Origin of the sequence: Fusobacterium sp. DD2, from assembly GCF_018205345.1 — a bacterium.
Lineage (GTDB): Bacteria > Fusobacteriota > Fusobacteriia > Fusobacteriales > Fusobacteriaceae > Fusobacterium_A.
The window spans coordinates 16460-30875 of record NZ_JADRHM010000001.1; the positions used below are offsets into that span (position 1 = coordinate 16460).

Below are 14416 nucleotides of genomic sequence, written 5' to 3' on the forward strand. Positions count from 1 at the left end.
CGCTATAATATATATAGTTGGGACACTTGGAAAAGTTTAAATTTATGGATATTAAAACTTCTTTAAAAGGGTTTGATAATATGTTATAATTTAAGGAAAGTTATTCATAACAAGGTTTTACAGAATGTTTAAGGAGTAAAAATGTTTTTTATAGGAATTCTAGGGATAGGGAATAGAAGTAAAAAAATAGGTGATATAAAGTTCAAATGTACAGGGTGTCTAAATGACAAATTTTCCCTTATGGAGCTGTATAGAAGCTTTGATATATTTTTTATTCCTGTATTCAAGTTCAAAAAAGAATATTTGATTGTGTGTAATAAGTGCAGAAGTATGTACAAATTAAAAAAAGAATCTATTGACAGGGTACTGAAAACACAAAGTGCTGAGTATGAAGATGTAGAGAGAATAGTATTTGAAACACACATATGTCCAAATTGTGGAGCAAATATTGTTGGTGATTATTCTTTTTGTCCCCATTGTGGTAAATCTTTAAAAAATTAAAAGCTGTTGTGTGGAGGTATTTAACTTGGATTTAACAATTTTTAAAGGAATTATAACAGGACTATTATTGTCCATACCTTTTGGGCCAGTAGGAATCTACTGTATGGAAAAAACATTACTGGAAGGTCAGAAAAAAGGTTATATATCAGCGTTAGGAATGATTACAGTGGATGTAATCTACGGTCTCACTGCACTGCTTTTTATATCGCAGGTAGAGGACACTATTAAAAAATATGAGTTATACCTACAAATTTTAATTGGAATATTTTTGATTTTTGTTGGATGGAAAAAATTCAGTACACAGGAAAAAATACGTTCTATTGAATGTACACCAGCAGGTATGATAAAAGATTACTTTACAACTTTTTTTATTGCACTTGCAAATATTTCAAGTATTTTTACGATAGTGGTAATTTTTACAACATTGAAGGTATACGGAGGTAACCATTATAGAGTTGCAGCTATGGCAGCTTCAGGAATATTTTTAGGAGGAGCAACAGAGTGGTTTATAACTACATTTATACTATCTCACTTTACTAAGGTGTTAGATGAGGATAAACTTCTTAAAATATCTAGAATATCAGGGGTTTTGATATTTTTATTTGGAATATTTATTGCTGGAAATTCACTTTTAAAAATATTATAAAACTATGGGAAGGTAAGTATGGAAAATAAGGAATTTGATAAGTATTTGACTTATGACGAGAAAAACAAAAATATAAAAATTGCCGTTGCAATGAGCGGAGGAGTTGACAGTTCAACAGTTGCTTATATACTAAAAAAACAGGGATATGATATTTTTGGTGTAACAATGAGAACTTGTGGACTTGAGGACCAGGATGCAGATAAAGTATGTAAAGATTTAGGGATCAAACACTATATTTTAGATGCAACAAAAGAGTTTAAAGAGAAAGTAATGGATTACTTTTTAGATGAATATATGCATGGAAGAACTCCAAATCCTTGTATGGTATGTAATAAACATATTAAATTTGGGGCACTTCTTGATTTTGCCCGTGAAAAAGGTGCTGATTTTATGGCAACTGGTCACTATGCACAGATAAAAGATGGAGCACTTGTAATGGGTGACGATCAGAATAAAGATCAGGTATATTTCCTGTCACAGATAAAAAAAGAAAATGTTAAATATATAATGTTTCCAATAGGAAAACTTGAAAAACCAAAAGTAAGAGAGTTGGCTCAAATGCTTGGTGTAAGAGTTTATGCAAAGAAAGATTCTCAGGAGATCTGCTTTGTAGAAGATGGAAAATTAAAAGAGTATTTAACAGAAAAGAGCAATGGAAAGGCTCAAAGGCCAGGTAATATAGTTACAACTACTGGTAAGGTCTTAGGAAAACATAAAGGGCTTCCATTTTATACAATTGGACAGAGAAAAGGGATAGGAGTATCTCTTGCAAAGCCTATATATGTTGTAAAATTAGATCAGAAGACAAACAGTATTGTAGTTGGAGATAATGAACTTCTATTTAAAAAATCTCTACTTGCAAATAAGATCAATCTTCTTACTCTAGATAAGTTAGAAGAATTAGATGGAATGGAATGTTGGGCAAAAACAAGATCTAAGGATAAACTTCATAGATGTAAACTTGAAGTTGTAAATGGAGAAAATATCAAAGTTAACTTTTTAAATGACCCAGTAAGAGCAATTACTCCAGGTCAAGGAGTAGTTTTTTATGATGATGGTCATGCTGTAATAGCAAGTGGATTTATTGTTGAATAGTTAGATTATTAAATACCCCCTGAGTCTTAAATAAGGTCAGGGGGCTTTTTTTATATATTATCTTTTCATTGCTTTTTCAATCTCTTCTGGATATTTAGGCATTTTTTCTCCTAGACGACGGGCACCATTTTCAGTTATAAGAAAATCTCCCTCATATCTCATTCCACCAAAGTCACAGTATTTTTCAATCTCTTCATAATTTAAAAATTCCTCAAATTTACCAGCTTTTTTCCATCTTTTGATAAGCTCAGGAATAAAGTAGATTCCAGGTTCAACTGTGAAGATATATCCAGGTTTTAACTTTCTTGCAAGTCTTAAGGCACTTAGACCAAATTGAGGATCTCTTGGGAAATCTTCATAGCCTACATAATCCTCTCCAAGTCCTTCCATATCGTGAACATCAAGTCCTAACATATGTCCAAGTCCATGTGGCATAAATATAGCATGTGCTCCAGCTTTTACAGCTTCATGAGCATCTCCCTTCATAAGGCCACGTTTTATCATCTCCTGAGCCATAACTTCAGATACTTTAAGATGAACATCTTTATAGTTGATTCCAGGTCTTATCATATTTTCTGCAGTTTCAAACATCTTAATTAAAATTGAATATATATCTTTTTGTCTTTCACTAAATTTACCACTTACAGGAAATGCAGTTGTCATATCTCCACAGTATCCAGTTTCACTTCTTGCACCACAGTCTAAAATAATCAAATCTCCCTCTTCTAGAGTATTACCATGAAAATGGTTGTGAAGAGTCTGACCATTTTTAGTAAATATTGTAAAGAAAGATGTAGAGGCATTATGCTTTGCAGCAACTGCTTCTAAAGCAGCTACAACTTCATATTCCTTCATTCCAGGCTTAGTTGTTCTCATAGCTTCAAGGTGCATCTCACGTGTTATGTTTACAGCTTTTTCTATCTCATCTATTTCAAGTTGCGATTTTGTATTTCTCTGTTCAACTACTGCTTTTATAAGTTTTTCTGAAACATGTTGTGAAAAATTAAATGGATTTAATCCAAAGGCTTCACTTAATTGCAAAATAACATCACTTCTATATTGAGGAAGGAATCTAACAGTTCTTTCATTTTTAAGAAGTTCCTGAGCATATTTTTTAAACTCAGAGATCTCAACAAAATTATCAACACCAGAATCATGGGCAAACTCTTTTAAAAGCTTCTGTTCTCCCATCCATACAATATCATCAAGTGTGTAATCAGTACCAAAGATATACTCCCTGTTTTTACATATATCTATAACTCCAATAAGATTTGGAATATCTATTCCAAAGTAGTAAAGAAAAGTAGAATCCTGCTCAAAGTTATAGTCATTTCCACGATAGTTTCTTGGAGATTCAGGATTACCAGGAAGAATTATAACACCTTTTCCAACTAGTTCTTTTAACTTTTCTCTTCTTTCAACGTATACTTTTTTATCAAACATAGCAACCTCCCAAATATTTTATATTGTCTTATACATATTCAATTTTATACTACATAGGATAATTATTCAATATCTTTTATTTTTATAAACTTTTTTATAGAAGATAGATTAAAAAATTGTATCTTTTAAAAAAAATATGCTACAATTGAGTTAAAGAATAAATGAGATAAAGAGGTGCAGAGATGCTAATAAATGATTATCACGTTCATAGTGAATTTTCAGGAGACTCTCAGGAAAGTTTAGATAAGATTTTCAAAAGAGCCATAGATTTAGGAATGAAGGATATAGCTATTACAGATCACTTAGAGTATGATATAGTGGGAATGACAGATAGATGGAAACTTGACCTGGATAGATATACAAAAACAATCCTTGAATATAAAGAGAAGTATAAAGATCAGATTGATGTAAAATTAGGAGTAGAGGTGGGAATTCAGCCTCACACAAGGGAACATCTGGAAAATGAGGTAAAGAAGTACCCATTTGACTTTGTTATAAATTCAACTCATGCATTGGATAGACATGATATTGCAATGGGAGAGTTGCAAAAGCATATGAATAAAGAGCAGTTACAGAGACATTACTTTGAAACTGTATTAAAAAATGTACAAAGTTATAATGAGTTCAATGTATATGGACACATTGATTTTATAACAAGATATGGTGGAGAGAAGTATCGTGGATTAAATTATAAAGAAAATCTGGATCTGATTGATGAGATACTTAAAACTTTGATAAATAAGCATAAAGGTATTGAGATAAATACCTCTGGTTTCAGATACAAAGAGGATAGATTTTATCCTTGCACAGATTTGGTTAAGAGATATTTTGAATTAGGTGGAGAGATTATTACAATAGGGTCAGATGCACATATAAATGAGTATATTGGAATGGATTTTGATGTGGCTTATGACTTTTTAAAAAGCATTGGAGTTAACTATATTTGCAGTTTTGAAAAGATGCAACCAGTGTTTAAAAAAATCAAATAATAAAAAGTCAATTAAATATTGTCAATGGAATGGAAATATGCTACAATACCTCTACTGATTTTTTAAGGAGGCAATATGAAAAAGATTATATTATTATTTTTATCAATTTTTATCTTTGGATGTACGTCAAATATATCTAAAAACACAGTTGCCAATAATCAGCTGATAAATGCTAAAGAGTATCATCTGGATGGCTCTGATATAACTATAACTTTTGACGGAGATAGAGTCTATGGTTTTTCAGGAGTAAATAGATATTTTGGTACCTATGAACAAAAAGGTGACAATCTTAAAATAAATGGTCTTGCTTCTACATTGATGATGGGAGACCCAAAAGTGATGGAGATAGAGTCTAGTTATCTTAATGATTTATCAAAAGTTGACAAGATTAAGATCCAAAATGGAAGATTGATTTTAACAGGTAAAGATATTATTTTAAACTTTCAATAATCTTGTGTAGATTTTTGTAGAAGAACTGGCTCAATGAGTCAGTTTTTATTTTAGAGTTTGGAGGGGGATATGACTAAATCAATGAGTTTAGGAAAGGACTCAGTTGGGAGACTTTTCTTTGCTTTTTCAGTTCCAGCAGTAACTGGAATGTTGGTTACAGCATTTTATGCAATAGTTGACGGAATATTTATAGGGCGTGGAGTAGGTGCAGATGGACTTGCAGCAATTAATATAGGTTATCCTATAATTAACTTTTCAGCTGCAGTGAGCCTGATGATAGGAATAGGTGGATCTACACTTATATCATTGCATCCTAAGAATAAGAAGATACAGAATAGATGTTTTTCATATATTATTATATTAAATGTTATTTCCTATCTTGTGATTCTGTTACTTGTACTTTTATTTAATGATAAACTTTTCTATATGATGGGTTCAAGTACAGAACTTTTACCAATGGTGAGAGCATATACTTATCCTTGTGCCTTTGGAGTTGGATTTTTAATGCTTGCTAACAGTTTAAATGCTGTTGTAAGAAATGATAAATCACCGACATATGCTTTTATAGCAATGGTAATAGGAGCACTTACAAATATATTTCTAGACTGGTTATTTATTATGGTATTTAAATGGGGTATTTTTGGAGGAGCTATTGCAACTGCTATAGGTCAGTTCTGCTCTATGGTATTTCTTTTAAAATATTTTTTCAGATTTGGTTCAGGTTTCAAATTTAAGCTTAGTAAGATTAAAAGAAACTATTTAGCTAAGATAGTTACAATTGGTTTTCCATCTTTTATTATGGAGTTTGCTGTAGCTTTTATAACTATTCTATTTAATAAATCATTTATGAAATATAGTGGAGAGATTGGGGTATCAGCATTTTGTATAGTAGGATATGTAGCTTATATATTTAGAATGCTATTTACAGGACTTGGTCAGGGAATTCAGCCAATAGTGAGCTATAACTTTGGTGAAAAGCTTATGGATAGGGTTAAAGATATATATAAACTTGGACAAAAGGTATCTTTAATACTTACAAGTGGGATACTTTTATGGGTAATTTTTTACAGTAAAAATCTGATAAGACTTTTTAATACAGATCCATCTTTAGTTGCAAAGGCTTCTGAAGGGATGATACTTTACACAAGTGCAATAATCTTTTTAGGTGCAAACTTTATAGAGATAGCATATCTTCAGGCAAGAGAGGAATCAAGATATGCAAATATGCTGTCTATGCTCAGAAGTACTATCTATGTAGCAATAGCTCTATTTGTGTTACCACAGTTTTTAGGAGAAAATGGAGTGTGGCTTGCACTTCCTATTTCAGATTTTATGACTTATATTACAACTTTAATTTTAAAAAGAAGAAAACTTATAGTATAAAAAAAGGATGTCACAGGACATCCTTTTTAAGTTAAATTATTTTTTTAATAAAACTTTCATAATTAGGTCTCCAACTTTAACGTCTTTACCTAATGCAACTACATCTATTTTTTCTACAGCTTCCATGTTGTTGATGATAACTGGAGTTCTTGTAGAAGGAACTTTGCTTTTAATGAAGTCTAAATCATATTCAACTAATTTGTCTCCAACTTTTACAGTATCAGAAGTAGCAACTCTCTTGAATCCTTCTCCTTTTAATGTAACAGTGTCGATACCAAAGTGAACTATCATTTCTAGTCCATTTGGAGTTTCAAAGCTGACAGCATGGTTAGTTTCGAATATATCAATCTCTCCATCTACTGGTGCACAAATAACTCCTTCAGTTGGTTCTATTGCACATCCGTCTCCTACCATTTTTTGAGCAAAAGCATCATCAGGTACTTCAGAAAGGTCGATAACTTTACCATTTACTGGTGCATAAATTTCAAACCATTCCTCATTATTTTTTTTCTTGAAAAAATCGAATAATCCCATATTACCCTCCCTATTATAATTACTTTAATCTATATAGTTATATTATTCCATATTTTCCGCAATAAATCAATGGTTTTTTGAAGTAAAAAACAGTAAAAAAAATGTATCAAAACAGTTGACAAAAAAATAAATGTGTTCTATAATCAAATTATACAAAGTAGTAATCATTACAATTTAGTAATGAAATTTAAAAGGAGGTCTATATATGAATCAAAACAAGTTTACTGAAAATTCTTTATTGGCTTTACAAGAAGCTCAAGAGCTTACAATGAAGGCTAAACAACAAACTATTAAACCTGAATTTTTGGCTTTGGCTCTCCTAAAGAATAACGAAGGACTTATTCCGAGAATTATTGAAAAACTTGACTTAAATCTTAACTTTATTATAAACCAAGTTGAAAATGAAATTTCGAGATTTCCTAAAGTTGAAGGAAGCAGTTTGGGAGATGTAAGTCTGGATCAGGGTACTCACAGAGTGCTTATTGACGCAGAAAAAATAATGGAAAAGATGGGTGACTCTTATTTAAGTGTTGAACATCTATTTTTAGCTTTAATAAGAAATCTACCATTACTTAGAAAATTAGGTATTAATGAAGATAGTTATATAAAAGTTGTAAAGGAAATAAGAGGTAACCAAAAGGTTGACTCTCAAAATCCTGAGGCTAAATATGAAGTTCTTGAAAAATATGCAAAAGATCTAGTTGAATTAGCAAGAGAAGGTAAAATCGACCCTATTATAGGAAGAGACAGTGAGATCAGAAGAACAATACAGATTATTTCAAGAAGAACTAAAAACAACCCTATACTTATAGGTGAACCTGGTGTTGGTAAGACTGCTATTGCAGAGGGACTTGCACAAAGAATATTGAGAGGAGACGTTCCAGAATCATTAAAAGGAAAGAAAATCTACTCTCTTGACATGGGTGCACTTATAGCTGGAGCAAAATTCAGAGGGGAATTTGAAGAGAGATTAAAAGGTGTATTAAAAGAGGTAGAAGAATCTAATGGACAGATAATTCTATTTATTGACGAGATCCATACAATAGTTGGTGCTGGAAAAACTGATGGAGCAATGGATGCTGGAAACATTCTAAAACCAATGCTTGCAAGAGGAGAGGTAAGAGTAATAGGTGCTACTACAATAGATGAGTATAGAAAATATATTGAGAAGGACCCAGCTCTTGAAAGAAGATTCCAGATTGTACTTGTAAATGAACCAACAGTTGAAGATACAATCTCTATATTAAGAGGACTTAAAGAGAGATTTGAGATGTACCATGGTGTAAGAATTACAGACGGTTCAATAGTTGCTGCAGCAACATTAAGTAATAGATATATCTCTGATAGACATCTTCCAGATAAGGCTATTGACCTTATTGACGAAGCTGCTGCTATGATTAGAACAGAGATAGATTCAATGCCAGCAGAACTTGACGAACTTACAAGAAAGAGTATGCAACTTGAGATAGAAAGAGAAGCTTTAAAGAAGGAAACTGATGAGGCTTCTAAAGAGAGACTTGATGTTCTTGAAAAAGAACTTGCTGAAGTTAACTCTAAAAAAGCTTTACTTAAATCTCAATGGGAACTTGAAAAGAAAGATATTTCAAAAGTTAAATCTATAAAAGAAGAGATAGAAAAAGTTAAACTTGAAATGGAACAGGCAGAAAGAAACTATGACCTGACTAAACTTTCAGAGTTGAAATATGGAAAATTAGGAACTTTAGAAAAACAACTGAAAGAGCAGCAGGATAAGCTTGATGAAGCTTATGGTGGAAGTGGACTTCTAAAACAGGAAGTTACATCAGATGAAATTGCAGATATCGTTTCAAAATGGACAGGAATACCTGTAGCAAAACTTGCTGAAACTGAAAAAGAAAAGATATTACATTTGGAACAATCACTAAAAGAGAGAGTAAAAGGACAGGATGAAGCAGTAAAAGCAGTTGCTGATACTATGATCAGATCCAGAGCTGGACTTAAAGATGCAAATAGACCTATGGGTTCATTTATATTCTTAGGACCTACTGGTGTTGGTAAGACATATCTTGCTAAATCACTTGCATACAATCTATTTGACAGTGAAGAGAGTGTAATTAGAATCGACATGAGTGAATATATGGATAAGTTTTCAACCACTAGATTAATTGGTGCCCCTCCTGGATATGTAGGATACGAAGAAGGTGGACAATTAACAGAAGCTGTTAGAACTAAACCTTATTCAGTAGTACTATTTGACGAGATTGAAAAAGCTCACCCAGATGTATTTAATATTCTATTACAGGTTCTAGATGATGGTAGACTTACAGATGGACAAGGTAGAGTAGTGGACTTTAAAAACACACTTATTATCATGACATCAAATATAGGTAGCCCATTGATTCTTGAAGATATAAATCTTGGAGAAAAGACAAAAGAAGCTGTTTTAGATGAATTAAAGGCTAACTTCAGACCTGAGTTCTTAAACAGAGTAGATGAGATCATTGTCTTTAAAGCACTTGACCTTGCATCTATTAAAGGTATTGTTAGACTTTCACTTAAAGGTGTTCAAGAAAAACTTGATGATAGACATATCAAACTTAACTTCTCAGAACCAGTTATTGAGTATCTTGCAAACAGTGCATATGACCCTCAATATGGTGCTAGACCTTTAAGAAGATATATTCAAAAAGAGATAGAAACTACACTTGCTAAATTAATCCTATCTAACAAGATTAAGGAAAGAGATAATGTAGATGTAGTTCTTGAAAATGATGAAATCAAATTTGTAGTAAATAATAAATAGGCTATAAATTAAAATACCAGTGGAATATTCCACTGGTATTTTTTTATTAAAGATACTATTATTTTACAGTTTTTATAAATTCAGCTGCATTATCTCCAGCTATTTTACCAAATACAGTTATGTCAGTCATGGCATTTCCACCTATTCTGTTTCCACCATGTACTCCACCTGTTATCTCTCCAGCTGCATAAAGTCCTTTTATTATTTGTCCTTTAGCATTTAAAACTTCTGCAGATGTATTGATACGAACTCCACCCATTGTGTGATGTACAGCAGGTGATACTTCAATAGCATAGAAAGGAGCCTGATTTAATTCTTTAGGAAGAATGTTTTTATTGAATTCAGTATCTTTTCCTTCTTTTACGTATTTATTATATTGAGCTACTGTATTAACAAGATTTTTAGAATCTACACCGATTTTCTTTCCTAGCTCTTCTAAAGTGTTAGCTTCTTTTGCAAATCCTTTTTTAACATATCCATCAGCAGCTTTTAATTTTTCTCTTATTCCTTGGTCAAATACTAAGAAAGCACTCTTTCCTTTTTGAGCAAGTTCTGCTTTAGATACAACGTCTCTTGTTTCAAGTTCATTTATAAATCTTTTACCATCTCTATTGATTAATACTGCTCCTTCTCCTCTTACTGTTTCAGTAATCATTGCAGTATTGTGGTGAACAACAGTTGGGTGAGTTTGAATTTCAGTCATGTCAACTAAAGCTCCACCAGCTTTTTCAACCATTTTTATACCTTCACCAGTTATAGCTGGACTGTTTGTAGAACCAAATCCTTTTAAGTCAGGCTTGTATTGAGTAACCATTTCAGGGTTAGCTCCAAATCCACCAGTAGCCATAATAACAGCTTTAGCTTTTATAGTATAAACTTGTCCATTGTGTTTTACTTTTACTCCAGTTACTCTATCTCCATCTTTTAAGATTTCAGTAACATAGCTATCAGTTCTAATATCGATTCCCTCTTTTTCAGCAGTTGCAGCTAATGCATCTACAACAACTGGACCAACAGCTTTACCACCTGTAGGTCTGTGGATTCTTTTTACACTTTGTCCTCCACTGTAAGAAACCTCTGTTAAGTCAACACCTCTATCAGTAAGCCAAGTGATTATTTCACCAGAATTTTCTGTAAGAGTTTTTAACAGTTGTGGATTGTTTTTATTTTTTCCACCTTTCATAGTGTCTTTATAGTATAGTTCAGCACTATCTTCAATATTTAATTTCTTTTGTAATTTAGAGTTAGCAGCATTGATTCCACCTGTTGCATAGTTAGTGTTTCCACCAAGCATAGACATTTTTTCAAGTAAAATTACATTAGCTCCTTTTTCTTTAGCAGCGATTGCAGAAGTAAGTCCTGCACCTCCACCACCTACTACAACTATATCAGTAGATGTATCTTTTACAGCTTCTACTTTTTTTTCAGCAGGAGTTTTTGCTTGAAGAGTGATTCCAGCAGCAGCAACTGCAGCTTCTACAGCTTCTTTTATACCTTCAGATGTATAAGTAGCACCTGAAACATTATCAACATCCACATTTTGTGTAGCAATTATATTATCAATTACTTGATTCATTGCTTTTTTAGTAAATTTTGATTCAGAGTGTTCTAATACGTCAACCTCTTTAATCTCATTACCTTCATAAGTCATTCTAACCTTTATATCACCTTTATATCCATTACCTACACCTTCAGCAACTGCTCCATAGGCTGTTGAAGCTAGAAGTGTCATAGCAGATAAAAAACTAATAATTATTCTTTTCATTAATACCTCCATCAATATAATAAATAATAATATAAACGTATAGCAATTATAAAGGAAGATTTAAAAATTGTCAATTTATTTATAAAAAATATGTATGATTTTTAAAAGAAACATCTTATTTTGTATTATGTTATTCCATTTCTATCGAGTATTATTTAAAATATATTGTAAAAATAAATTGAAATTATACTGATGTAATGTATAATAGAAATAAGGGGTAGAAAATATTCAGGATGATGATAGGTTCTCAATTACAGAATTTTTATCTTATTTTACTTAGGCTATGAGTAACTAAGGAGTGAAAAGGGGGAAAATTAGTATGGGAATGATAGCAAATTACCAGATAATCGATGATGAGGAGCTAAAATTATTGCTTGATATTGAAGATGATGAGGGATGTTTGCAATTTGTTGAGGATTCACAGGAGAATGAGGATTTGCCAATTCTTGATATAGGAGAGATGTGGGATGTATTACATTTTATTCTGTGTGGGATAAGTGCAAGCAGTCCAATAGAGGAGTATCCTTTAAGTGAAGCAGTAGTAGGAGAGTATGTATTGTGTGAAGAGTATTTTATCTCATATACTACTAAAGAGCGTGTTCATAAGATAGTGAGAGCGTTAGAGGGAGTAGATGTAGATAAGGTCATATCTCATTTGGATATAGAAAGCTGCAAAGAAAATAATATCTATCCAGATATTTGGGACAGTGATAGAGATATAATAATAAGTGATTTAAAAGAGATAATGGAAAATATGAAAGCCTTCTATAGAATGGCATACCAGAAAAGAAAAAATATCTTAGTTTCAATTTATTAGAGAGTAAAAATCCAGGATATGAGAATAGAAAATTTACTTTGAGTTTGGGGGAGCATAATGGCTAAGAGTTTTATAATAAAAATAGAAAAAACAGGTATTGAAAAAAAGAGATTAAAAGAGTTTCTTGCTGATTTTGAAAACAGATATCAATATCTATATGATGAACCTTTTGGGAGTTTTCATTATAAAGAGATGCTTGAGATACCAGTAGAAGATTGTAATATCAACCTTGGGATAAAAGGGCGAACAGTTTTTGGTTTTAGATTTCAATATTCCAAAGAGTATAAGGTATTCAGTGTGAGGATGTTATCACCAAGTACCACTAAAGATTGGGAAACAGCATTTGAATTTATAGAGAGCTTTGTCCAAAAGTATAGTGGAGAGATAATTGGTGATAAAGGGGAAAAATACAGTGTAGAAGAGCTAAAAAACTTTGATTATAGAGAAAATATAGCAGAGGGACTTTATCATATCAGCGATATGTTTGAAAAATATGATATGGACAAGGTTCATTTAGGAACTATGGATATTTTAACTTTGGATAAAAAGACTTTAAGTAAGGTACTTAAATCTCGTGATATGGTAGCATCATTTGATGAGGTTGCAACTGTTAGTAATAAGAATATCCAGTCAAGGCCAGAACAGAGATTTTATATTACAAATCCAGAGGAAAATGAAAAAGGTGTTTATGGATATTATCTTATTCCATATGGAAAAGAATTTACACTGAAAATCTCTCCAAATGTAGAACCAAGAAATCATGAATTGATTATAGATTATGGGGAACTTCAGACATGGTTTGTGCAATTTGAAAAGGAAAATCATGAACTCACTCCACCTCTTGATTATTATTTTATTGTAAATAATCTACCAAAGGATAAAATTAAGAGTTTTGGGTATGATAATATATATTGTGAAAGTCTCAATAGTCAAGAGATAGATGAACTGTTTGGTAAATTTAGTGACAGGATGAGATTTGAATATGAGTACTTTAAAAATGATAAAGATGGTGGAAAATTTTATGATGATTACAGATTTCACTATGAAGAGGTATTGAAAAAAGAGCTCAATGTTGGAAGACTTACTACTTTAAATCATCTTGCATATATTTTAAGATTTGCTTTTGAAAAGGGTATGATATCAGATTTTTTAGATAACTTCTATGGATTTTTAAGGGATTATCTTGAGATAGATAGCTGTAGAGATTTAAGAGAGGTTATTTTATACAGTATGAATGGTAGACTTGGTACAATTCTTTTCAATAACGATGGAAAAGATTTTATAAAACATCTATATGGAGATAAAAAGGTCCCAGGGTTGTTTATGAACTCTGCTAAACTCTATATAGAGAGTAGATATAATGAAGATAGATACAAAGATGAAAACTATCTATTTACTCCATACAGCGAGGAGTACTATAAAAATATTAAAGTTTTATTGGAAAAAGAGTATCAGAAGTGGGAAAAAAATAAATTAAAAAAGTGGGGTATTTAGATGATTGATGATTTTGAGTATTTTTTTAAATTTCACTATCAGTATCTTCTTATTATAGCAGGATTAGTAGTGATAATTGGAGCTATATTAGATTGGAATTGGATAAGTAATTATGGAAAAGTGGGAAGAAGAAGACTGGTAAGAAGCATTATCAGAAGCAAATTTGGAGAAGCTGGAGTAAGAAAATATGAAAGAGCAGTTACTGGATTTGCAGGAGCTATGCTAATTGTCTGTGGAATTATTCTTCTTGTATGTGTAAAGGAGTAAAAAGTTTATTCTAACTTTGTAAGGAAAACTTAGTTGAAAAAATAAAATAAATAACAGAATAAAAGCTGATAGAGTGGAAAGTAGTTTCAATCCATTTCTATCAGCTTTTTTTAAGGGAGGTTAGAGCTACCTCTTATCTGTATTTTCATAGGGTTTGATATCTGTGTTTATATAAAGTTGAAGTTAGTACTTTTATCTATTTTATAGATTTATATTTTGTATAAAGTCATTGTGGCTTTTAGATATTTTT

The 14416-nt window shown here is 31.5% G+C and carries 13 protein-coding genes; 10 read left to right on the forward strand and 3 right to left on the reverse strand.

Translation table 11 applies throughout. The features are described from left to right. Positions 1 to 141 precede the first annotated feature (141 nt). Genes IX290_RS00125 through mnmA form a run of 3 tightly spaced genes read left to right on the forward strand, consistent with a single transcriptional unit; the run spans position 142 to position 2242 of the window. Entirely contained in the window at positions 142 to 501 is a 360-nt protein-coding gene (locus IX290_RS00125; RefSeq protein ID WP_211491191.1) for a zinc ribbon domain-containing protein, read from the forward strand. A 25-nt stretch (positions 502 to 526) separates the two neighbouring features. Beyond that, a complete protein-coding gene (locus tag IX290_RS00130) occupies positions 527 to 1147 on the forward strand; it encodes a LysE family transporter (protein ID WP_211491192.1) in 621 nt (206 codons plus the stop codon). A gap of 18 nt (positions 1148 to 1165) precedes the next feature. Next, the gene (gene mnmA, locus IX290_RS00135) at positions 1166 to 2242 is read left to right on the forward strand and encodes a tRNA 2-thiouridine(34) synthase MnmA (protein ID WP_211491193.1); all 1077 of its coding nucleotides are present in this window, start codon (positions 1166 to 1168) and stop codon (positions 2240 to 2242) included. Between the two features lie 57 nt (positions 2243 to 2299). Here mnmA and IX290_RS00140 read toward each other — a convergent pair whose 3' ends face one another. Next, entirely contained in the window at positions 2300 to 3685 is a 1386-nt protein-coding gene (locus IX290_RS00140) for an aminopeptidase P family protein (RefSeq protein WP_211491194.1), read from the reverse strand. Positions 3686 to 3867: 182 nt separating this feature from the next. On the opposite strand from IX290_RS00140, the gene IX290_RS00145 reads away from it, so the two are divergent. The 3 genes from IX290_RS00145 (at position 3868) to IX290_RS00155 (ending at position 6507) form a co-directional block, all read left to right on the forward strand. Further along, on the forward strand, positions 3868 to 4674 hold the full coding sequence (locus IX290_RS00145) for a histidinol-phosphatase HisJ family protein (protein WP_211491195.1): 807 nt from the start codon (positions 3868 to 3870) through the stop codon (positions 4672 to 4674). A 75-nt stretch (positions 4675 to 4749) separates the two neighbouring features. Continuing rightward, positions 4750 to 5124 (forward strand): META domain-containing protein, encoded by a 375-nt coding sequence (locus IX290_RS00150; RefSeq protein ID WP_211491196.1) that lies wholly within the window; start codon positions 4750 to 4752, stop codon positions 5122 to 5124. Positions 5125 to 5193: 69 nt separating this feature from the next. Beyond that, positions 5194 to 6507, forward strand: a complete 1314-nt coding sequence (locus IX290_RS00155; protein ID WP_211491197.1) for an MATE family efflux transporter — start codon at positions 5194 to 5196, stop codon at positions 6505 to 6507. A 36-nt stretch (positions 6508 to 6543) separates the two neighbouring features. On the opposite strand, the gene IX290_RS00160 is transcribed toward IX290_RS00155, so the two are convergent. Continuing rightward, positions 6544 to 7041, reverse strand: a complete 498-nt coding sequence (locus IX290_RS00160) for a PTS glucose transporter subunit IIA (RefSeq protein ID WP_211491198.1) — start codon at positions 7039 to 7041, stop codon at positions 6544 to 6546. 205 nt (positions 7042 to 7246) lie between these two features. On the opposite strand from IX290_RS00160, the gene clpB reads away from it, so the two are divergent. After that, positions 7247 to 9823, forward strand: a complete 2577-nt coding sequence (gene clpB, locus IX290_RS00165) for an ATP-dependent chaperone ClpB (protein ID WP_211491199.1) — start codon at positions 7247 to 7249, stop codon at positions 9821 to 9823. 58 nt (positions 9824 to 9881) lie between these two features. Here the strand turns inward: clpB and IX290_RS00170 are convergent, their stop codons facing one another. Continuing rightward, complete coding sequence (locus tag IX290_RS00170; RefSeq protein ID WP_211491200.1) at positions 9882 to 11588, reverse strand: flavocytochrome c; 1707 nt, start codon at positions 11586 to 11588, stop codon at positions 9882 to 9884. A gap of 319 nt (positions 11589 to 11907) precedes the next feature. Between IX290_RS00170 and IX290_RS00175 the strand changes: the two genes are divergently transcribed. The 3 genes from IX290_RS00175 to IX290_RS00185 are packed head-to-tail and all read left to right on the forward strand — an operon-like array spanning position 11908 to position 14166. After that, positions 11908 to 12405 (forward strand): YfbM family protein, encoded by a 498-nt coding sequence (locus IX290_RS00175; RefSeq protein ID WP_211491201.1) that lies wholly within the window; start codon positions 11908 to 11910, stop codon positions 12403 to 12405. A gap of 57 nt (positions 12406 to 12462) precedes the next feature. After that, the gene (locus IX290_RS00180; protein WP_211491202.1) at positions 12463 to 13899 is read left to right on the forward strand and encodes a DUF4299 family protein; all 1437 of its coding nucleotides are present in this window, start codon (positions 12463 to 12465) and stop codon (positions 13897 to 13899) included. Beyond that, complete coding sequence (locus IX290_RS00185) at positions 13900 to 14166, forward strand: hypothetical protein (protein ID WP_211491203.1); 267 nt, start codon at positions 13900 to 13902, stop codon at positions 14164 to 14166. It abuts the gene before it with no gap. Positions 14167 to 14416 lie beyond the last annotated feature (250 nt).